Raw genomic sequence first — 19160 nt, 5'->3', positions numbered from 1 at the left:
AGGGACAAAAGAATGTCGAACATGATGAAGGCGCTGGTGAAGGCCAAGGCCGAGCCGGGCATCTGGATGGAAGAGGTGCCGGTGCCGGAAATCGGCCCCAACGACGTCCTGATCAAGGTGAAGAAGACTGCGATCTGCGGCACCGACGTCCACATCTACAATTGGGACCAGTGGGCGCAGAAGACGGTGCCCGTGCCGATGGTGACCGGCCATGAATTCGTCGGCACCGTCGCGGATTTCGGCGCCGCGGTCACCGAATATAAGGTCGGCCAACGCGTGTCTGGCGAAGGCCACATCGTCTGCGGACATTGCCGCAACTGCCGCGCGGGCAGGGGGCATCTGTGCCGCAACACGCTCGGCGTCGGCGTCAATCGCCCGGGCGCCTTCGGCGAGTACCTGGCGATCCCACAGCACAATGTCGTGCCGATCCCCGACGATGTGCCGGACGAGATCGCCGCGATCTTCGATCCCCTGGGCAATGCGGTTCACACCGCATTGTCATTCGATCTGGTCGGCGAGGACGTGCTGGTCACCGGCGCCGGACCGATCGGCATCATGGGCGCGCTGGTGGCGCAATGCGTCGGCGCCAGGAAGGTCGTTATCACCGATATCAATCCGGTTCGGCTGGATCTTGCGCGCAAGCTTGGCGTCCAGCACGTCGTCGACGCCTCCAAGGAAAAACTGAGCGACGTGATGCCGGCGCTCGGCATGACGGAGGGTTTTGATGTCGGCCTGGAAATGTCGGGGGCAGCCCCCGCCTTCCGCGACATGATCGACACCATGAACAATGGCGGCAAGATCGCCATCCTCGGCATTGCGCCGACCGGGTTCGAGATCGACTGGAACAAGGTCATCTTCAAGATGCTGCATCTCAAGGGCATCTATGGCCGCGAGATGTTCGAGACCTGGTACAAGATGATCGCGCTGGTCCAGGGCCCGCTCGACGTCTCAGGCCTGATCACGCACCGCATCGGCATCGATGATTTCCAGGTTGGATTCGACGCGATGCGCAGCGGCAGTTCGGGCAAGGTGGTGATGGACTGGTAATCGATGCGCCGGGAGTCTCAGGCTTCGAGGCAGGCGATGCTAGGGTCGCCTGGTTTTCAGCCATCGCACCTGTCGCCAGGCGCGCCGCAACGCAGTTGCGGCGGCGCCGATGGCAATGGCGGCGAGCGCAAGCGTCAAGACTTCGTTGTGGCCATTCCAAAGGAATTCTCCGGTAGATAGCAGTGCCGCGACGGTTGCGACTGCCATGCGATGTGGCTTGGCCATCGGTCCGGTGAAATCACTCGGCGTCTCGTTGGCCCGCCCCAATTCCCGCACATAGGCGGTGAGAACCGAAAAACAGGCCGCTGCCCAGCCAAGGCCAGGCATGCCGATGCCGTAACCTATGCCGGCCATGATGGCGATATCGGCGAGCCTGTCCGGGAACTCGTTCCAGAACGGCCCGTCGGCCGACGCCTTGCCGCCCTCGACGGCGACCATGCCATCGAATAGATTGCACAGCAGCCGCAGTTGGCAAAACAGCGCCGCGCCCAGCAACAGCAGCAAACGAGAAGTGCCGCCGCTCTGCCCGCCAAGCCAGAAGGCCGTGCCTGCCAGCGCGCCGGCGAGGATACTGGCCTGCGAAATCTGGTTGGGGGTCACGGAGAGTGCGGCGAGACGTCTGGCCGTCGCTTGTGCCCAGCGCGTGTCGCGGCTTGCAAGTGGTCTGCGATCGCCCGTGTTCATCACTGCCTCATCCCGGTGACCAGAAATAACGAGTGAGATGGAAGAAGATCGGAGCGGAGAAAACCACCGAATCCAGCCGATCTATCAGGCCGCCATGGCCGTCGATCAGATGGCCCCAATCCTTCACGCCGCGGTCACGTTTGATGGCGGACATCACAAGGCCGCCGAAAAAACCCATCAGCGTGATCAGGAAGGCCATCGCGCCCGCCTGAAGCGGAGAGAACGGCGTGATCCACCACAGGCCAGCGCCGATGAGGCTGGCGCTTGCAACGCCGCCGAGGAAACCTTCAAGCGTCTTGGACGGCGAAAGCTTTGGTGCGATCTTCGTATGCCCGATCGCCTTTCCCCAGATGTATTGCAGTACGTCGCTCAATTGCACGACGATGACAAGGAAGGCTATCAGAAGCACATTGCGACCCTCGTAGCCGGGAATATGCAACGTCAGAAGAGCCGGGACGTGGGAGGCGCAGAAAACGCAGATCATCAACGCCCATTGCACCTCGGCAATTCGAACGAGGAAGTGCTGGGTGTCGCCCCGTGTGGCTGAGATGATTGGCATCAACAGGAAGGCGTAGACCGGGATGAAAACAGAAAAGATCCCGTAGTCCTCGATCCAGAGCAGCACATACTGCACCGGCAGCACGACGAAAAACGCCGTGGCCAGCGCCCAGTGGTCGGCACGCCGGGTATTGGTCAGCGTCACGAATTCGCGAAGTGCGGCGAAGGAACAGAAGCCGAAGAGAAGCAGGACGCCGATCCGCCCGGCGATGAATGCTATGGCGATGAGGATCGCCATTACCCACCACGCATTGATACGGGCGTTGAGGTTCTCGATGGCTGGGTTGGAGCCTTCCGGCGACAGCCGTCGCTCCAGGATATGCCCCACGAAAGAGGCCACGAGCAGGATCCCGCAGACGCCGAGCACGAGAACCATCATATCGAATTGGGTTGAGCTCATTCCGCTGCCTTTTTCGGTGCCAGCGCCAGCAGCGCCCCACGTGCCCGCTCGAGGAACATATCCTTGCTCTCGCCGTCAGCCAGGTGCATTGCCTCGCCGAACGTCACCGTGCAGATCAGCGGGATAGGCACGAATTCCCCTTTCGGCATCACCCGGTTGAGATTGGCGATCCATACCGGCACCAACTCGAAATCCGGGTGCGATGCCGCCAAATGGAACAGCCCGGACTTGAATGGCTGCAAGGACGCGTCGGATTGGTTGCGCGTGCCTTCCGGGAAGAGAATGAGCGAAGAGCCTTCTCTCATCGCCTCCCCCATGCTCTCGACGGGATCCATCGTGCGTCCATTGCGATTGCGCTCGATCAGGACGGCATTGAAAACGTCGCGGCCGATGAAGGCTCGGACTTTTGATTTCAGCCAGTAGTCGGCACCCGCTACGGGACGCACCCGCCGACGCAGGCGCGGCGGCAGAACAGCCCAGATCAGGATGAAATCGCCATGGCTGGAATGATTGGCAAAGAAGATCGAGCGACGCCGAGGCAATCTGCCTTCATGCCAAAACGGCCGCACAGCGGTGATGACTCTGGCAAACAGCAAGACGACCACGGCCACCGGCCTCGCGAGCAGCGACTTCATCCTTCCCCCCAATTCGCCCGTCGATGATCACCGGCTTACATACAGCGCTGAAAATCCGCCACCGAGCAAGCAGCGATCGAAAATGACCGCCAGACAGTCTCTGCTTCAAGGCGCTGTCGCGTCGAGCCACCGTCTCATATTCTATCTGCCGATAGCCGCTATCTCAGACCCAACGCGCTTTCCAATGACGCAACGCCTTTGACGATGGAGGCTTGCTGGTCGGCGCTCAGCTGGGCCAGCAGCTCCCGTTCGAAAGCCTTTGCCAGTGGCACCATCTCGCTATAGGCCGCAAGTCCGGCTCTGGTCAGCGCCAGGTGCTCGACGCGGCGATCGTTCTCGTCAGTGGTTCGGATGAGCCAGCGGCGACGCTCAAGCTCCGCCACGGCACGCGAAACCTTTGTCTTGTGCATCGCCGACTGCGCGCCGAGTTCCGTCGCGGTCATTGTGCCGCGCTGGCCAAGCCCCGAAAGCGTACGCCATTCCGGCCGTGTGAGGCCGTGACGCTCCTTGTAGATCCGAGAGAATTCGCGGCTCAGCGCATCGGCCAGCCGATACAGCCGGTAGGGCAGAAAGCTTTCGAGTTCCAGGATTTCGGATTCCATGACCAGCCATCGAGAAATGCCCGCGCACGGCATTGATAGTTACATTTTGGATGGTTACAAATGAAACCAATTTGGTCAAGCATTCGCGAGGAGGAAGCGATGGCCTTTTCCTACATGCCGGGTTTCGGTAACGATTTCGAAACCGAAAGCCTGCCGGGTTCGCTGCCGCACGGGCGTAATTCACCGCAGCGGCCGGCCTACGGCCTCTATGCCGAGCAGCTCTCCGGTTCGCCCTTCACCGCGCCGCGCGGCACCAATGAGCGCTCGTGGCTTTACCGCATCAGGCCGAGCGTCAGACATACCGGGCGCTTCAAGTCGGTGAGCTATCCCTTCTGGAAAAGTGCGCCCAATGTCGGCGATCATGAGCTGGCGCTCGGCCAGTATCGCTGGCGCCCGGTGCCGATGCCGAAGGAGCCGACCGACTTCATCGCCGGCATGCGCTCGATCACCACCGCCGGCGACGTGCTTGGGCAGACCGGCATGGCGGCGCATGTCTATGTCGCCAACAGGTCGATGGTCGACGACCATTTCTTCAACGCCGACGGCGAGTTGCTGGTGGTGCCGCAGGTGGGCGCCTTGCGCTTCGTCACCGAGATGGGAGTCATCGAGCTCAGGCCCGGCGAGATCGCGGTCCTGCCGCGCGGTCTCGTGTTCAAGGTCGAACTGGTCGATGCCGAAGTGCGCGGCTATGTCTGCGAGAACTACGGCGCCAAGCTGACGATGCCCGACCGCGGCCCGATCGGCGCCAACTGCCTGGCCAATCCGCGCGATTTCAAGACGCCCTGCGCCTGGTTTGAGGAGAAGGAGACGCCCTGCCGGCTGATCGTCAAATGGTGCGGACATTTTCATGTCACGGAAATCGGCCATTCGCCCCTCGATGTGGTGGCGTGGCACGGCAACTATGCACCCTATAAATATGATCTGGCGGCGTTTTCGCCGGTTGGTGCGATCCTCTTTGACCACCCCGATCCGTCGATTTTCACGGTGCTGACGGCGCCGAGCGGCGAGGAGGGCACCGCCAATATCGATTTCGTCATCTTTCCGCCGCGCTGGCTGGTGGCGGAGGATACGTTCCGCCCGCCCTGGTATCACCGCAACATCATGAGCGAGTTCATGGGGCTGATTCACGGCCAGTACGACGCCAAGGAAGAAGGGTTCGTTCCCGGCGGCATCAGTCTGCACAATCTGATGCTGGCCCATGGCCCGGATGCACCTGGCTTCGAAAAGGCCTCGCGCGCGGATCTGAAACCGGTCAAGCTCGACAACACCATGGCCTTCATGTTCGAGACCCGGTTCCCGCAGATGCTGACCCGCTACGCCGCCGAACTCGACACCAGGCAGGACAATTACATCGACTGCTGGGCCGATCTGAAGAAGCGCTTCAATGGCACGCCCGAGGGCGATTGGTCCTGAATGGATCGCTGCCGTCGGAAAACTGCCTTCAGGAAAGTTGAGCCGGCGGCTTGACGATTGCCCATAACAGCCTTGTTGTGGGCCAAGCGGCGCAAGGCCGCGTCAGGAGAGGAAACCGCATGAAGCTTGCCACATTGAAGAACGGGACGCGCGACGGAAAGCTCGTCGTCGTCTCGCGCGATCTTACACGCTTCACCGATGCCTCCTTCCTGGTGCCGACGCTGCAGGCGGCGCTCGACGATTGGCGGCGGATTTCGCCGCATCTGGCCGCAATGGCGGAGTCGCTCGAGAGCAATGCGGTGCCGTCGGCGCGCTTTCACGAACATAATGCCCATTCGCCGCTGCCGCGCGCCTATCAATGGGCTGACGGTTCGGCCTATGTGAATCATGTCGAGCTGGTGCGGAAGGCGCGCGGGGCCGAGATGCCGGCGAGCTTCTGGACCGACCCGCTGATCTATCAGGGCGGCTCCGACAGCTTCATCCCGCCGCGAGACCCGATCCGCATGGCCGACGAGGCCTTTGGCATCGACATGGAGGCGGAAGTCGCGGTCGTTGTCGATGATGTGCCGATGGGCGCTGGCCTTGAAAAAGCGCGGGAGGCGATTCGCCTGGTGATGCTGGTCAACGACGTGACGCTGCGTGCCATTACCGGACCGGAACTCGCCAAGGGGTTCGGCTTCTTTCAATCCAAGCCGTCCTCGGCCTTCTCGCCGGTCGCGGTGACGCCGGACGAGTTGGGCGAGGCCTGGGATGGCGGCAAGGTCAGCCTGCCGCTGCTTGCCGACCTCAACGGCAAACCTTTCGGCCGGGCGAATGCCGGCGTCGACATGACGTTCGATTTCCCCGCGCTCATCGTGCACGCGGCGAAAACACGGCCGCTGGCGGCGGGCACCATCATCGGCTCCGGCACCGTCTCCAACAAGCTCGGCGGTGAGCCTGGCAAGCCTGTCTCGGCCGGCGGCGCTGGCTATTCCTGCATCGCTGAACTGCGCATGATCGAGACCATCGAGAGCGGCGAGCCGAAGACGCCGTTTCTGCGTTTCGGCGACACGGTGCGCATAGAGATGAAGGACAAGGCCGGGCATTCGATCTTCGGCGCCATCGAGCAGACGGTCGAGAAATATGAAGGGTGAGAGCGCAAGAAGTTGAAGGATGAACCTGCTTGATCATCTGCGCCGAATGGCCCGCAACAACCGCTGGTCGAACGACCGGCTCTACCGCGCCGTGCTTATGCTGGGGCCTGGTGAATTCGAAGCCAATCGCATCAGCTTCTTCCCGTCGATAAGGGCGACGCTCAACCACATCCTTGCGGTCGATCTTCTCTATCTCGATTTTCTGGAGCAGGGCGGTATCGGCGCCGCGGTGTACGATGATTTCGTGCCGTTCGATAACGCAGCCGATTTGTCAGTGGCCCAGATCAAGTTCGACCGCAGGCTGATCACCTTCTGCGATGCCTTGTTGGAAGCCGACCTCGACCGCCATGTCATCACTGACCGGCGTGGAGACGGCATGATCCCGGAAAAGATCGGCGATATCCTTGCCCATGTTTTCCTGCATGACATCCACCATCGCGGCCAGGTGCACGCGATGCTGTCCGGCACGTCGGTCGCGCCGCCGCAACTCGACGAGTTCCTGCTCGATTATGATTTGAAGCTGAGGCAGGAGGAGGTTGGACGGCTGGGTTTGTGAGACCACTGCTTATGTCAGGGCGACGTCGTAGCGGGCGAAATGCGGGTCGGATGTCATGATGGTTAGTTTGTCCATTTGCGCCTGCGCAATCAGTAGTCTGTCGAATGGATCGCCATGGTGGTGGGGTAGGCCAGCGACAGCGTTCGCATGCTGGAAGGTGACGGCGAGCGGCTGAAATTGCATCCTTGGAAGCAGTGTTGGCAGATCATCCGGCGCATCGAGTTTTCTGATTGAGCGCTTGATGGCAATTTCCCAGACGCTTGCCGCGCTGGCGAACACCACCGCTTCCGAAGCCAGGATGGCGCGGTAGTGCTTGCTGAGACGTCGATCGTCCGAAATCGACCAAAGGATGATATGTGTATCGGCGAGAAACGGGCCGATCATCATTTGACGTACTCGTCCCATTCGGGGCCGAGTTCGTCAAAATCGTCCGCAATCCAGATCTTGCCTTTCAACGCGCCGATACGCGGCAAGGGTTCCGCCGCTGCCGGAGGCACGATACGCGCAGCCACCTTGCCGTGGCGCGTGAGTACAATCTCTTCACCGGCTTCCGCGCGGCTGACGAGTTCCGACAATTTGGCCTTGGCCTCGGCGATGGAAACATTCATGGCTCGATCCTTTGTGACCATAATTTAGGTCATAATTTATCGAACCGCAAGCCGCCGGTCGGGATCGATCTACTCCGCGGCCTGCACCTTGATCACGCCGCGCTTGATCTGGTCCTGCTCGATCGATTCGAACAGTGCGCGGAAATTGCCTTCGCCAAAGCCTTCGTCGCCCTTGCGCTGGATGAATTCGAAGAAGATTGGTCCGATCACGGTCTTGGAGAAGATCTGCAAGAGGATCTTCGTCGTGCCGCCGTCGACCACACCTTCGCCGTCGATCAAAATGCCATGCTTCTTCATGCGTTCGAGCGGCTCGTCATGGCCGCTCACGCGTGCATGCGACATCTCGTAATAGGTCTCCGGCGGGCCGGGCATGAATTTCAGCCCGTTGGCGGCAAGCTTGTCGGTGGCCTCGTAGATCGCGTCGGTGCCCACCGCTATGTGCTGGATGCCCTCGCCATTGTACTTCTTCAGATATTCGGCGATCTGGCTGGTGTCGTCCTTGGACTCGTTGAGCGGAATGCGGATCTTGCCGCAGGGCGAGGTGATCGCCCGGCTGACCAGCCCGGTGATCTTGCCGTCGATGTCGAAGAAATGGATCTGCTTGAAGCCAAACAGGTCGCGGTAGAAATCCCACCATTTGTCCATGTTGCCGCGGTAGACATTATGCGTGAGGTGGTCGAGGAAATAGAAGCCGACGCCTTCCGGCCTGGGGTCGCGTTTGCCCAGCCATTCGAATTCGGCATCATAGGCCGAACCCCTCTCGCCATAGGTTTCGATGAAGTAGAGCAGCGAGCCGCCGATGCCAACGATCGCCGGCACGTCAAGCGTCTTGTCGGCGCCTTCGTAAGGCGTGGCTCCTTTCGATACCGCGTGTTCTAAGGCATGCTTGGCGTCCACGACCCGCCACGCCATCGAGGAGGCGCATGGGCCATGCTTGTCGACGAACTTCATCGCATGCGAGCTGGGCTCGGCGTTGACGACATAGTTGATGTCGCCTTGCCGCCAGACGGTGATGTCCTTCGTGCGATGCCTGGCCACGGCTACGTAGCCCATGCGGGTGAACAACTCGGCCAGCTTCCGCGGCTCCGGATGCGCGAATTCGACGAACTCGAAACCGTCGGTGCCGGCAGGGTTCGCCTTGCTGATCTTGGCGGGCGGGGCGTCGTGCGGGAAGGGACCCATGATAATCCTCCGGAAGCTGGCTTGGCCTGGATAGGCCATCTCAACTCATCATAGCGCGGGCAGGTCGCACGGTGCTTGCATTCAAACGCTTGAAATGTTTATCTGATGCATGAAATGTGCATGGTTTTTGGAAGTATCATGAATGATACGCGTCTTGATCAGTTTGATCGCAAGATATTGGCGCTGTTGCAGTGTGACGCACGGCTCACCAACAACGACCTTTCGGAGCGGGTGAACCTCTCGGCCTCGCAATGCTCGCGCCGCCGCCAGCGGCTTGAGGAGGACGGCTATATCAAGGGCTATCGCGCCGTGCTTGACCGCGACCGGCTGGGCTTTTCGCTGGTCAACGTCATCTCGGTGACCTTGGCCACTCACAACCGCGACAATGCGCGGCGCTTCGGCGAACTGGTGGCGCGGCTGCCCGAAGTGCAGGAGGCGCACGCGCTGACCGGCGAAATGGATTATATCCTGAAGGTGGTTACGCCCGACCTGAAATCATTGTCGGAGTTCGTCAATGGCGTGCTCTTGCCCCACGAATCCGTGCAGCACGTCAAGACGGCGATTGTGCTCGAGACGCTCAAGGAGACGGGCGCGCTGCCAATCTAACCCTTCGACTGCTGAATCAGCCCATAGAGATTGGTGCAGCGGGCGCCGGAACGGCAGTAGGCGAACACCGGGCCTTCCAGCTCGTCGAGCGCTTGTCCCTGGTCCTCGACATTCTCCGCGGTGATCTGGCCGCTGATGACGGGAATGTAGCGGAAGGCAAGCCCGGCAGCCTCGACTGCGGCCTTGAGCGTGTCGGCCGAAGGCTGGCCGGGCTGCTCGTCGTCCGGCCGGTTGCAGATCACGCTCTTGAAGCCTGCTGCCTTGATGGCGGCGACGTCCTCGGGCTGGATCTGGCCCGAGACCGAATAGTCCTCGCTGATCTCGCGGTATTCCATTGTGGTGTCCTCGCAATCTGGTTGGGCAGTCTTGCCACTCCCCGGCACGGCCGGCAATCCACGCCGAGGGATTTCTCTGCCAAATAGCGAGTGCTGACCGGAAAATCCAACCGGGCCGCGAGGGCCCGGTTGGGTCGGAGCGGCTCAACTGCCGAGGATCGCGCCTTTGATCTGCGTGATGTTGTTGTGCATCATGTCGACATAGGTCGAGGCCGGGCCGTCGGGCTGCGACAGCGCGTCGGAATAGAGCGTGCCGCCGACCTTGATGCCGGTCTCGCTGGCGATCTGCTCGATCAGGCGCGGATTGGTGATGTTCTCGACGAAGATCGCCGCCGCTTTGTCCTGCTTGACCTGCTCGACCAGCTTGGCGACGTCGGCGGCCGACGGTTCGGAGTCCGTCGAGACGCCCTCCGGCGCTAGGAAGGTCAGGCCGTATTCGTGCTCGAAATAGCCGAACGCGTCATGCGAGGTGATGACAACGCGTTTTGCCTCGGGGATGGACTGGATCGCCGCCTTCACTTCACCTTCGAGCGCGTCGAGCTTCTTTGTGTAAGCCGCGGCGTTGGTCTGGTAGCTGACGCAGCCATCATTGTCGGCCGCGCAGAACGCTTCGGCAATGTTCTTCACATAGATCTTGGCGTTGGCGATCGACTGGAAGGCATGTGGGTCGGCGACCGTCTTGCCGCCGCCTGTACCCGCGCCCTCCGCCGCGTCCGCATCGGCGAATTCCGGTTTGAAGTCGATCGCCGCCACGCCCTTGGTCAGGGTGACGATCGAGGCCTTGGTGGCGCTGGCATCGACCAGCCGCTGTAGAAAGCCCTCGAAATGCAGGCCGTTGACCAGCACCAGATCGGCGCCCGCCATGGCTACCGCATCAGCCGGGCTCGGCTCGTAGACATGCGCATCGCCGTCGGGTCCCACGATGGTGGTGATGTTGACGCGGTCGCCGCCAACATTCCTGGCGAAATCGGCAATGACGGTAAAACTTGCGACCACTTTCAAGGGCGCCGCAAAGGCCGACGACGCGTCGAGAGCAGTTAATGTTATAACGCTCATCGTAAGGGCGGCGCGGATCGATTTCAACATGGGCGGTCTCCTTGGAGGCTGGGGTGGATCAGGCCGTCCGATGACGGTGATGGACGATGCGGGCGCGCAGCGCGCCGCGCGTGCCGAACAGGATCGAGGCGAAATAGACGACGCCTGCCGACAGGATGATCGCCGGGCCTGAGGGCAGCGAGGCGTGGTAGGACAGAAGCAGTCCGGCGATGCAGGAGGCAAAGCCGATCAGCACGGCCAGCACGCACATCGGTTCGACGCGCACGGTCCAGAAACGGGCCGCGGCGGCCGGCAGCATCATCAGCCCGACCGACAGAAGCGTGCCCAGCGCCTGGAAGCCGCCAACGAGGTTGAGCACGACGAGGCCGAGGAAAATGAAATGCACCGGACTGCCCCACCGGCTGACCGAGCGCAGGAATAGCGGGTCGAGGCATTCGGCGACCAAGGCCCGCCAGAAGACGGCAAGGCTGGCAAGCGTCACCAGCACGATGCCGCCGATCAGCGTCAGCGCTTCATCGTTGAGCGCCAGCACCGTACCGAACAGCACATGCATGAGGTCGACGCTGGAGCCGCGGACCGAAACCATCAGCACGCCGACGGCGAGCGAAATCAGATAGAAGGCGGCCATCGAGGCGTCTTCGCGCTGGATGGTGAATCGCGAGACGGCGCCCGCGCCGAGTGCAACGACGATGCCGGCGATCAGGCCGCCAATGGTCATCGGCAGGATTTCCAGCCCGTAAAGCAGGAAGCCGGCGGCGGCGCCCGGCAGGATCGCGTGCGCCATGGCGTCGCCCGAGAGGCTCATGCGCCGCAACATCAGGAACACGCCGACCGGACAGGCGCCGAGCGACAGCATCAGCGAGCCGAACAGCGCCCGCTGCATGAAGGCGAAATCGGCGAAAGGCGCGATGAAGAGTTCGTAGAAGACGTTCATCATGCAGCCCTTGGTCCGGCGCCATGATGGTGGTGACGATCCTGTGCATGGGCAGGCTCATCATGATCGTGACCATGTCCCTCATGGTCATGTCCGTCATGGTCATGATCGGGTCCGCCCGGCTCGCACCATGGCGCGTTCTCTTCCCACGCTTCATGGAAGCGCCTGGCCCGCAGGAGATTCTCAGGCCGCAGCGTCTCCTTCGTCTCGCCCCAGGCGACAGGCTGGCGGGCCAGCAGCAGCGTTTCGGGAAAATTCTGCCGGACAAGGTCGAGGTCGTGGACGACGACCATGATTGTGCGTTCCTCGCCATGCCAGCGCTTGATCAGCGCAATAAGATCGCCCATCGTCTTTGCATCGACGGCGTTGAACGGCTCGTCGAGCAGGATGAGATCCGCATCCTGCAACAGCACGCGGGCAAACAAGGTGCGCTGCAACTGGCCGCCCGACAGCGTGTCGATCGGGCGGGTCTCGAAGCCGCCAAGGCCGACCGCCATCAACGCCTCGCTGACGGATTGGCGATCCTCCTTGGTATGGCGGCCGAGCAGCCCGCGTTTCGGCCACAGGCCGAGCGAGACCAGATCGACGACCCGGGCCGGAAAGCTGCGGTCGAGTTCCGACTGCTGCGGCAGATAGGCGGCGCGCACGCCTGGCGCCCGCGTCACCGCGCCGACCATCGGCTTCAGCACGCCGACGATACCCTTCATCAACGTCGACTTGCCCGAGCCATTGGCGCCAACGACGGCGGTCAGCGAGCCTTTGCGTATGATGCCGTCCAGATGATGGATCGCCGGATGGCTGTTATAGCCAAGCGTCAGGTCACGGAATGTCAGGCAGGTTTCGGTCATTTGACGGTCCGTGGGGCGGTAGTGCAGCTGCCGGGCAGCGCCGATTGGATATGTGATGTTATTACATTAGTCAACAAGCCAATCGAGCGGAATTGTGGCTGCCGGCTCAACTTGCCGTGACCCTCCGGCGCTGCTGGTCCAAGGGGATTTGGAACGCTCGGCCTTGCCCGAAGCCGATGCCAACTCTAAAGAGGCGCGACCACAAAGGAAGGAAACCTCCCATGAGCATTCGTCGCATCGATGTTGGCCCGCGCATGAGCCAGATCGTCATTCACGGCAATACCGTCTATCTGGCCGGCCAGGTCGGAGAGCCGGGCGGCAACGTCGCCTCGCAGACCCGCGATATTCTGGCGACGATCGACGAATTGTTGGCCAAGGCCGGCACCGACAAGACCAAGATCGTCCAGGCGATCATCTGGCTGGCCGACATGGGCACCTTCGCCGAGATGAACTCGGAATGGGACAAGTGGGTGCCGCAGGGCCACACACCCGCACGCGCCACCGGCGAAGCCAAGCTCGCCGGTCCGGAATATCTGGTCGAGATCATTATCACCGCGGCGATCTGAGCTTTTTACCCTCTCCCTTGTGGGAGGGTCGCTGCGCAGCAGCGGGGTGGGAGCGGCGCTCACCCCACCCGTCTCGCCAACCTTGCTTCGCAACGTCGGCTCCGCGACCCTCCCGGAGAGGGGGAGGGTCAGGCCTGCGGCGTGAATCTTGCCACCAACGTGTGGCTCTCGGCTGCATAGGTGAAGCGCACATGGGTGACCGGGTGCTCGGCGCTCCATGTCCGGCGCTCGACCACAAGACAGGCCGCGCTCAGGTCGATGTCGAGGGCATCGGCAACACGCTCGTCGGCGGCAACAGCACGAATGCGATGCTCGGCCTCGCTCCATGGCACACGGCCGATCAGCCACGGGCCCGGTGCAATGTCGAGGAACTCTTCCTCGCCGGCTTCCGCGACGGCGGAGAGATTGATCAGCCGCTCTTCGAGCGCGAACGGCCGCTCTCCGGCGAAATGCAGGCATTCCAGCGATAGTACCCAACCCGAGGCAGAAAGCCCGAGCAGCGACCGGTCTTGCGCGCTGCTGCGCCGCTTCAGGCGCGCCAGCCGCTCATAGCGATAGGGCAGCCCGAGCGCTTCGACCTCGATCCTGATGTCATGGATTTCCAGCACCGCCGCTTGCGATTGCGGCTGACGCACGAAGCTGCCTGAGCGCCGGCGGCGTTCGATCAGTCCTGACTTGGCAAGCTGCGACAGCGCCTTGTTCACCGTCATGCGCGAGCAATCATATTCGGCCGTCAGCTCGTGCTCGAACGGGATGCGATGCCCCGGCGCCCAGGCGCCGGACAGGATTTTCTCGCTTATGTCCGACAGGATGCGCTGATGCAGCGACACCGTCTCGCCGCCCTCCGTCTCCGCTGTCGTCACCATGCTCATGGGCTGTCTCTGATCAGCCTGCCGAAAGCGCGGTCATGACATTGCGGAAACACGCCGCGATGGCGTCGCGCCTGGCGTGCCTGCCGCCGCTGACTTGCTTTTGGCCGTGCACCCAGACGCAATCGACCTTGGTGCCGTTGGCGAAGATCCAGGCGTCGAGGATCGCGTCTCCGGTCTTGCCGGCAAGCGAAGCCTGGCTGTGGTCGAGCGATACGAGGTCGGCGGATGCGCCAATGGCGATCCGCGAGGCGCCGGCGCCAAGGGCGACGCTGCCGCCGTCAAGCGCTGCGTCGAACAGCGCGCGGCCGGTCGAGCCGCCGGCGACCGCCAGCACGTTGCGGGCGCGGTGGGCAAGACGCTGCGAATATTCGAGTTGCCGAAGTTCGTCCGGCAGCCCGATCAGCACGTTGGAATCGGAGCCGACGCCGAAGCGGCCGCCATGTTGCGCGAACAGCGGCGCCGCAAAAATGCCATCGCCGAGATTGGCTTCGGTGATCGGGCACAGCCCAGCGATCGCGCCGCTTTTTGCCATCGCCATGGTCTCGGCATCGGTCATATGGGTGGCATGGACCAGGCACCAGCGCCGGTCGACATTGGCATGGCCAAGCAGAAACTCGACCGGACGCGCCCCCGACCAGGCAATGCAGTCCTCGACCTCCTTCACTTGTTCCGCGACGTGGATGTGGATCGGTCCGTCCGGCGCCATCGCAGCGACTTGTCGCAACTCCTCGACCGTCGCGGCACGCAAGCTATGGGGGGCGACGCCGATGACCGCTTGATTCAAGGCGCGAACGCATTCGCGACTTTTCTCAACCAGGCGTGAGAACCGGTTAACATCATTGAGAAATCTGCGCTGACCTTCGTTGGGAGCCGCGCCGCCGAAAGAAGAGTGTGCATAGAAGACCGGCAGCAGCGTCAAGCCTATGCCGGTTTCTGCGGCGGCGGCCGCGATGCGCTCGGCCATTTCGGCAATGTTGGCGTAGGGCTTTCCGTCGCGGTCGTGATGCAGATAATGAAATTCGCCCACACGCGAAAAGCCGGCCTCCAGCATCTCGACATAGAGCTGGGCGGCTACCGCCTCGACCTGGTCGGGCGTCATCGACAGCGCGAAACGGTACATCACCTCGCGCCAACTCCAGAAACTGTCGGCCGACGGGCCGCGCAACTCGGCAAGTCCGGCCATGCCGCGCTGGAACGCGTGGCTATGCAGGTTGGGCATGCCCGGCAGGACGATGGCGTGGCGCTCGTCGCCGGTGTTCGGCGCAACCCCGGCGTCGATTGCCGCAACGCGGCCTCCGCCCAGGGCGATGCGCACATTGCTTCGCCAGCCTTCCGGCAGAAGCGCCTGTTCCGCAAAGATCGCCGTCACGTTGTTCTCCGAATCCTGGCTTATGATGACAATAGCACTTGCGGTGCTTTTTAATATGTATATACATAACCGCCATCCTTTCAAAGGGAAAATATGATGGCTGGAGAAAGCAGGAGCCGGGCGGCGGCGGTTCGCATATGGCGCAATGCGCGCCTGGCGACTTTTGCCGAAGGGGCAGGGCAGGGCGTCGTCGAAAAGGGCGCCGTCACCGCGCGTGACGGCATCATCGTCTATGCCGGCGCCGAAGCCGATATTCCGGCGGCGTTCGAGCAGCGTGCCGAGATCGTCGATTGCGAGGGCCGCTGGATCACGCCCGGCCTGATCGACTGCCACACCCATCTCGTCCATGCCGGCGACCGCGCCAACGAGTTCGAGATGCGGCTGGCCGGCGCCACCTATGAGGAGGTCGCCAGGGCCGGCGGCGGCATCGTCTCGTCGGTTAGGGCCTTGCGTGCCGCGGGTGAGGACGAACTGGTCGCTCAGACACTGCCGCGTCTCGATGCGCTGATCGCCGAGGGCGCCACCACCGTCGAGGTCAAGTCCGGCTATGGCCTTGACCTGGAAAACGAGAAAAAGTCGCTGCGCGCGGCGCGCCGCCTGGGCGCCGAGCGCCCGGTGACGATCCGCACGACCTTTCTCGGCGCCCATGCCTTGCCGCCGGAAGCCAAGGGCGACAAGGACGCCTTCATCGATCTCATCACCGCCACGATCCTGCCGGCCATTGCTGCCGACGGGCTTGCCGACGCCGTCGATGGTTTCTGCGAAGGCATCGCGTTTTCGGTCGAGCAGATGGCACGGGTCTTCGAAGCCGCAAAGGCGCTTGGCCTGCCGGTAAAGCTCCATGCCGACCAATTGTCGAACCTGCATGGCGCCGAACTCGCCGCGCGCTATGGCGCGTTGTCGGCCGATCATCTCGAATACACCGATGAGGCAGGCGCGGCGGCAATGGCTGCATCGGGCAGCGTGGCGACGATCCTGCCCGGCGCCTATTATTTTATTCGCGAAACGAAGAAACCTCCGATCGAATTATTCCGCAGGCATGACGTCAGGATGGCCGTCGCCACCGACAACAATCCCGGCACCTCGCCGCTGACGTCGTTGCTGCTGACCATGAACATGGCGGCGACCTTGTTCGGCATGACGGTCGATGAATGCCTCGCGGGCGTGACCCGCGAAGCCGCCCGCGCACTGGGTCTGCTCGGACAGACCGGCACGCTGGAGGCGGGCAAATCCGCCGATCTAGCGATCTGGAGCATCGAGCGCCCTGCCGAACTCGTCTACCGCATGGGCTTCAACCCCTTGCACGCGCGCATCTGGAGAGGACAATGACCGAACTCGTACTGAAACCCGGCAACGTGACCCTGGCCGACTGGCGCGCCATCTATCGCGGCGCCGTGCCCAGGCTCGACGATGCCTGCCGGCCAAAGATCAAGGCGAGTGCGGAGGCTGTCGCACGCATCGTCGCCAAGGGCGAGCCGGTCTATGGCATCAACACCGGTTTCGGCAAACTGGCCAGCGTCCGCATTCCTGCCCAGGATCTCGAAACGCTTCAGCGTAACATCGTGCTCTCGCACGCCGCCGGCGTCGGCGAGCCGATGCCGGTCGCTGTTTGCAGGCTGATGATGGCCTTGAAGCTTGCCAGCCTGGCGCAGGGCGCCTCCGGCGTGCGGTCGCGCACCATCGAGCTGCTGGAAGCGATGCTGGCCAACGATGTCATCCCGGTGGTGCCGGCGCAAGGTTCGGTCGGCGCCTCCGGCGACCTCGCGCCGCTGTCACACATGACGGCCGTGATGATCGGCGTCGGCGAATGCTTCACGCCGCATGGCCGCTTCCCGGCCAAGGTCGCCTTCGTCTCGCATGGGCTGGAGCCTGTCATCCTTGGCGCCAAGGAAGGGCTGGCGCTGCTTAACGGCACGCAATTCTCGACCGCCTACGCGCTGGCGGGCTTGTTCGAGGCCGAAGTTCTCTACCAGTCGGCACTGGTCGCGGGTGCACTGTCCACCGACGCCGCCAGGGGCTCGGACGCCCCCTTCGATCCGCGCATCCATCTCTTGAGGAAGCATCGCGGCCAGATCGAGACGGCGAATGCGCTGCGCAGTCTGATGGCCGGCAGCGCCATCCGCGAATCCCACCGCGTCGGCGACGAGCGCGTGCAGGATCCCTATTGCCTGCGCTGCCAGCCGCAGGTGATGGGGGCCGCCCTCGACGTGTTGCGCAAGGCGGCCGACACGCTCGGCACGGAAGCCAATGGCGTCACCGACAATCCCTTGATCTTCGCCGAGGACGACACGGCCTTGTCGGGCGGCAATTTCCATGCCGAGCCGGTGGCTTTCGCCGCCGACATGATTGCACTCGCCGTCTGCGAGATCGGCTCGCTGTCGGAGCGCCGCATCGCCATGCTGGTCGACCCTGCGCTGTCGGGCATGCCCGCCTTTTTGACGCCGAAGCCCGGCCTGAACTCCGGTTTCATGATCCCGCAGGTGACGGCGGCGGCACTGGTTTCCGAAAACAAGCAGAAGGCCTATCCAGCAAGCGTCGATTCGATCCCGACCTCGGCCAACCAGGAGGATCACGTCTCGATGGCCGCACATGGTGCGCGCCGGCTGATCGGCATGGTCGAGAACGCCACGGCCGTCATCGGCATCGAGTTGCTGGCCGCGACCCAGGGCTGCGATTTCCACGCGCCGCTTGCTTCCAGCGCCGCACTCGAAGCGGTGCGCAAATTGGTCAGGGCCGAGGTGCCGCATCTCGACAACGACCGGCATTTCCATCCCGACATGGAGAAAGCCATCGCCATGGTGCGAAGCGGTGCGGCGGTGAAGGCGGCGAGCGCGGTGGCGCTGCCGGGGATTGCCTCATGAGAGTGCTTGGCATGATAGGTCTCGTTCCTTCGCATCCCAGCCGTAGAGCTCCAACTTGCGGAGATCTCGCATGACACCTCCTTGGCTGACGGTAAATCAAGGCACCGCACCGCTGCTGGTTTCCATGCCGCACACCGGCATCGATCTCGCCGGTCTCGACAACCGGCTGGTCTCGAGCTGGCTTGGCCAGCGCGACTGCGACTGGTGGATCGACAAGCTCTATGATTTTGCCGCAGGTCTTGGCGCCACCGTCGTGCACACCGCCATCTCGCGCACCGTCATCGACGTCAATCGCGATCCGTCCGGGGCCTCGCTCTACCCTGGTCAGGCGACGACCGGGCTGTGCCCGACCGAAACCTTCGATGGCGATCCGCTCTACCGTACAGGCGAGGAACCGGGACCGTCGGAAATCGACGAGCGCCGCCGAAAATTCTTCATGCCCTATCATGCCGCGCTCCAGGCCGAGATCGACCGGCTGCGCGGATTGCATGGCAAAATCGTCCTCTATGACTGCCACTCGATCCGCTCTGTGCTGCCGCGCCTGTTCGATGGCACGCTGCCGGTCTTCAATCTCGGCACCAATGACGGCAAGAGCACGGATCCGGCGCTGCAGGAAAAGGTCGCCGGGATCCTGGCCGAGACCGGCGAGACCTTCGTGGTCAATGGCCGCTTCAAGGGCGGGTGGATCACGCGCCATTTCGGCCAGCCGCAAAACGGCGTCCATGCGCTGCAGATGGAACTGTCCAACCGCGGCTACATGCGAGAGCCCGAAGGCAAGGGCGCGCCCGACAACTGGCCGGTGCCTTACGACGCCGCCTTCGCCGCGCCGATCCGCGCCACGCTGACATCCATCCTCGAGACCGCGATTTCGTGGGTCGAGAGCTGACGCCTCGCC

The 19160-nt window shown here is 62.8% G+C and carries 22 protein-coding genes; 9 read left to right on the top strand and 13 right to left on the bottom strand.

Going from position 1 to position 19160, the window contains the following annotated elements; genetic code table 11:
* Positions 1–12 precede the first annotated feature (12 nt).
* Positions 13–1047: an L-threonine 3-dehydrogenase gene (tdh, locus tag FJ979_RS22340; RefSeq protein WP_140494176.1), complete on the top strand. Its 1035-nt coding sequence runs from the start codon at positions 13–15 to the stop codon at positions 1045–1047.
* A gap of 39 nt (positions 1048–1086) precedes the next feature.
* Here tdh and FJ979_RS22335 read toward each other — a convergent pair whose 3' ends face one another.
* The 4 genes from FJ979_RS22335 to FJ979_RS22320 form a co-directional block, all read right to left on the bottom strand.
* A complete protein-coding gene (locus FJ979_RS22335) occupies positions 1087–1734 on the bottom strand; it encodes a CDP-alcohol phosphatidyltransferase family protein (RefSeq protein ID WP_181167398.1) in 648 nt (215 codons plus the stop codon).
* Positions 1735–1738: 4 nt separating this feature from the next.
* Complete coding sequence (locus tag FJ979_RS22330) at positions 1739–2689, bottom strand: phosphatidate cytidylyltransferase (protein WP_140494172.1); 951 nt, start codon at positions 2687–2689, stop codon at positions 1739–1741.
* Entirely contained in the window at positions 2686–3324 is a 639-nt protein-coding gene (locus FJ979_RS22325) for a lysophospholipid acyltransferase family protein (protein ID WP_140583778.1), read from the bottom strand. The genes FJ979_RS22330 and FJ979_RS22325 overlap by 4 nt, the downstream gene beginning before the upstream one ends.
* Before the next feature lie 158 nt (positions 3325–3482).
* A complete protein-coding gene (locus tag FJ979_RS22320) occupies positions 3483–3926 on the bottom strand; it encodes a MarR family transcriptional regulator (RefSeq protein ID WP_140494170.1) in 444 nt (147 codons plus the stop codon).
* A 99-nt stretch (positions 3927–4025) separates the two neighbouring features.
* Between FJ979_RS22320 and hmgA the strand changes: the two genes are divergently transcribed.
* The 3 genes from hmgA to FJ979_RS22305 all read left to right on the top strand — a co-directional run bounded on the left by hmgA (position 4026) and on the right by FJ979_RS22305 (position 7028).
* Positions 4026–5339, top strand: coding sequence for a homogentisate 1,2-dioxygenase (gene hmgA, locus FJ979_RS22315; RefSeq protein WP_140583776.1), 1314 nt, complete (start codon positions 4026–4028; stop codon positions 5337–5339).
* A 119-nt stretch (positions 5340–5458) separates the two neighbouring features.
* Positions 5459–6472 (top strand): fumarylacetoacetate hydrolase family protein, encoded by a 1014-nt coding sequence (locus FJ979_RS22310; protein WP_140494166.1) that lies wholly within the window; start codon positions 5459–5461, stop codon positions 6470–6472.
* 19 nt (positions 6473–6491) lie between these two features.
* Positions 6492–7028 (top strand): DinB family protein, encoded by a 537-nt coding sequence (locus FJ979_RS22305; protein WP_140494164.1) that lies wholly within the window; start codon positions 6492–6494, stop codon positions 7026–7028.
* Between the two features lie 9 nt (positions 7029–7037).
* On the opposite strand, the gene FJ979_RS22300 is transcribed toward FJ979_RS22305, so the two are convergent.
* From FJ979_RS22300 to hppD, 3 genes are all read right to left on the bottom strand, one after another.
* Positions 7038–7415 carry a type II toxin-antitoxin system VapC family toxin gene (locus tag FJ979_RS22300; protein WP_140494162.1) on the bottom strand — a complete coding sequence of 126 codons (378 nt, stop codon included), beginning with the start codon at positions 7413–7415 and terminating at the stop codon, positions 7038–7040.
* A complete protein-coding gene (locus FJ979_RS22295; protein WP_023813589.1) occupies positions 7412–7636 on the bottom strand; it encodes a type II toxin-antitoxin system prevent-host-death family antitoxin in 225 nt (74 codons plus the stop codon). The genes FJ979_RS22300 and FJ979_RS22295 overlap by 4 nt, the downstream gene beginning before the upstream one ends.
* 69 nt (positions 7637–7705) lie before the next feature.
* A complete protein-coding gene (gene hppD / locus FJ979_RS22290; RefSeq protein ID WP_140583774.1) occupies positions 7706–8818 on the bottom strand; it encodes a 4-hydroxyphenylpyruvate dioxygenase in 1113 nt (370 codons plus the stop codon).
* A gap of 138 nt (positions 8819–8956) precedes the next feature.
* On the opposite strand from hppD, the gene FJ979_RS22285 reads away from it, so the two are divergent.
* Positions 8957–9424, top strand: a complete 468-nt coding sequence (locus tag FJ979_RS22285) for an Lrp/AsnC family transcriptional regulator (protein ID WP_140494158.1) — start codon at positions 8957–8959, stop codon at positions 9422–9424.
* Here FJ979_RS22285 and FJ979_RS22280 read toward each other — a convergent pair.
* The 4 genes from FJ979_RS22280 to aztA all read right to left on the bottom strand — a co-directional run bounded on the left by FJ979_RS22280 (position 9421) and on the right by aztA (position 12597).
* Positions 9421–9759, bottom strand: coding sequence for a TIGR01244 family sulfur transferase (locus FJ979_RS22280; protein WP_140494156.1), 339 nt, complete (start codon positions 9757–9759; stop codon positions 9421–9423). The genes FJ979_RS22285 and FJ979_RS22280 overlap by 4 nt on opposite strands.
* A 144-nt stretch (positions 9760–9903) precedes the next feature.
* The gene (aztC, locus tag FJ979_RS22275; protein WP_140583772.1) at positions 9904–10845 is read right to left on the bottom strand and encodes a zinc ABC transporter substrate-binding protein AztC; all 942 of its coding nucleotides are present in this window, start codon (positions 10843–10845) and stop codon (positions 9904–9906) included.
* Positions 10846–10873: 28 nt separating this feature from the next.
* Positions 10874–11749: a zinc ABC transporter permease AztB gene (gene aztB / locus FJ979_RS22270; protein ID WP_140557055.1), complete on the bottom strand. Its 876-nt coding sequence runs from the start codon at positions 11747–11749 to the stop codon at positions 10874–10876.
* Positions 11749–12597 (bottom strand): zinc ABC transporter ATP-binding protein AztA, encoded by an 849-nt coding sequence (aztA, locus tag FJ979_RS22265; protein WP_140583770.1) that lies wholly within the window; start codon positions 12595–12597, stop codon positions 11749–11751. Before aztA ends, aztB begins: the two co-directional genes overlap by 1 nt.
* 221 nt (positions 12598–12818) lie before the next feature.
* Between aztA and FJ979_RS22260 the strand changes: the two genes are divergently transcribed.
* The gene (locus FJ979_RS22260; RefSeq protein WP_056562755.1) at positions 12819–13163 is read left to right on the top strand and encodes a RidA family protein; all 345 of its coding nucleotides are present in this window, start codon (positions 12819–12821) and stop codon (positions 13161–13163) included.
* Between the two features lie 128 nt (positions 13164–13291).
* On the opposite strand, the gene hutC is transcribed toward FJ979_RS22260, so the two are convergent.
* Together hutC and FJ979_RS22250 are read right to left on the bottom strand one after the other, a co-directional pair.
* Positions 13292–14035, bottom strand: coding sequence for a histidine utilization repressor (gene hutC / locus FJ979_RS22255; RefSeq protein ID WP_140583768.1), 744 nt, complete (start codon positions 14033–14035; stop codon positions 13292–13294).
* A 13-nt stretch (positions 14036–14048) separates the two neighbouring features.
* On the bottom strand, positions 14049–15404 hold the full coding sequence (locus tag FJ979_RS22250) for a formimidoylglutamate deiminase (RefSeq protein ID WP_140583766.1): 1356 nt from the start codon (positions 15402–15404) through the stop codon (positions 14049–14051).
* A 96-nt stretch (positions 15405–15500) separates the two neighbouring features.
* Between FJ979_RS22250 and hutI the strand changes: the two genes are divergently transcribed.
* From hutI to hutG, 3 genes are all read left to right on the top strand, one after another.
* The gene (gene hutI / locus FJ979_RS22245) at positions 15501–16733 is read left to right on the top strand and encodes an imidazolonepropionase (protein WP_140565160.1); all 1233 of its coding nucleotides are present in this window, start codon (positions 15501–15503) and stop codon (positions 16731–16733) included.
* Positions 16730–18265: a histidine ammonia-lyase gene (hutH, locus tag FJ979_RS22240; protein WP_140521721.1), complete on the top strand. Its 1536-nt coding sequence runs from the start codon at positions 16730–16732 to the stop codon at positions 18263–18265. The genes hutI and hutH overlap by 4 nt, the downstream gene beginning before the upstream one ends.
* Before the next feature lie 70 nt (positions 18266–18335).
* Positions 18336–19151 carry an N-formylglutamate deformylase gene (gene hutG / locus FJ979_RS22235; RefSeq protein WP_140583764.1) on the top strand — a complete coding sequence of 272 codons (816 nt, stop codon included), beginning with the start codon at positions 18336–18338 and terminating at the stop codon, positions 19149–19151.
* Positions 19152–19160: the final 9 nt, after the last annotated feature.

The sequence above is a fragment of the Mesorhizobium sp. B1-1-6 genome (assembly GCF_006443035.1).
Taxonomy (GTDB): domain Bacteria; phylum Pseudomonadota; class Alphaproteobacteria; order Rhizobiales; family Rhizobiaceae; genus Mesorhizobium.
The sequence above is the reverse complement of the archived record's forward strand: the minus strand, read 5'-3'. Positions and strand labels throughout refer to the sequence as shown.

Coding starts and splice junctions, on each gene's coding strand:
- hutC (WP_140583768.1), bottom strand. CDS start 14,035: ATGAGCATGGTGACGACAGCGGAGACGGAGGGCGGCGAGACGGTGTCG.
- FJ979_RS22320 (WP_140494170.1), bottom strand. CDS start 3,926: ATGGAATCCGAAATCCTGGAACTCGAAAGCTTTCTGCCCTACCGGCTG.
- FJ979_RS22305 (WP_140494164.1), top strand. CDS start 6,492: ATGAACCTGCTTGATCATCTGCGCCGAATGGCCCGCAACAACCGCTGG.
- aztC (WP_140583772.1), bottom strand. CDS start 10,845: ATGTTGAAATCGATCCGCGCCGCCCTTACGATGAGCGTTATAACATTA.
- FJ979_RS22325 (WP_140583778.1), bottom strand. CDS start 3,324: ATGAAGTCGCTGCTCGCGAGGCCGGTGGCCGTGGTCGTCTTGCTGTTT.
- FJ979_RS22280 (WP_140494156.1), bottom strand. CDS start 9,759: ATGGAATACCGCGAGATCAGCGAGGACTATTCGGTCTCGGGCCAGATC.
- FJ979_RS22285 (WP_140494158.1), top strand. CDS start 8,957: ATGAATGATACGCGTCTTGATCAGTTTGATCGCAAGATATTGGCGCTG.
- hutH (WP_140521721.1), top strand. CDS start 16,730: ATGACCGAACTCGTACTGAAACCCGGCAACGTGACCCTGGCCGACTGG.
- FJ979_RS22295 (WP_023813589.1), bottom strand. CDS start 7,636: ATGAATGTTTCCATCGCCGAGGCCAAGGCCAAATTGTCGGAACTCGTC.
- aztB (WP_140557055.1), bottom strand. CDS start 11,749: ATGAACGTCTTCTACGAACTCTTCATCGCGCCTTTCGCCGATTTCGCC.
- hmgA (WP_140583776.1), top strand. CDS start 4,026: ATGGCCTTTTCCTACATGCCGGGTTTCGGTAACGATTTCGAAACCGAA.
- hutG (WP_140583764.1), top strand. CDS start 18,336: ATGACACCTCCTTGGCTGACGGTAAATCAAGGCACCGCACCGCTGCTG.
- FJ979_RS22330 (WP_140494172.1), bottom strand. CDS start 2,689: ATGAGCTCAACCCAATTCGATATGATGGTTCTCGTGCTCGGCGTCTGC.
- FJ979_RS22310 (WP_140494166.1), top strand. CDS start 5,459: ATGAAGCTTGCCACATTGAAGAACGGGACGCGCGACGGAAAGCTCGTC.
- tdh (WP_140494176.1), top strand. CDS start 13: ATGTCGAACATGATGAAGGCGCTGGTGAAGGCCAAGGCCGAGCCGGGC.
- FJ979_RS22260 (WP_056562755.1), top strand. CDS start 12,819: ATGAGCATTCGTCGCATCGATGTTGGCCCGCGCATGAGCCAGATCGTC.
- hppD (WP_140583774.1), bottom strand. CDS start 8,818: ATGGGTCCCTTCCCGCACGACGCCCCGCCCGCCAAGATCAGCAAGGCG.
- hutI (WP_140565160.1), top strand. CDS start 15,501: ATGGCTGGAGAAAGCAGGAGCCGGGCGGCGGCGGTTCGCATATGGCGC.
- FJ979_RS22300 (WP_140494162.1), bottom strand. CDS start 7,415: ATGATGATCGGCCCGTTTCTCGCCGATACACATATCATCCTTTGGTCG.
- aztA (WP_140583770.1), bottom strand. CDS start 12,597: ATGACCGAAACCTGCCTGACATTCCGTGACCTGACGCTTGGCTATAAC.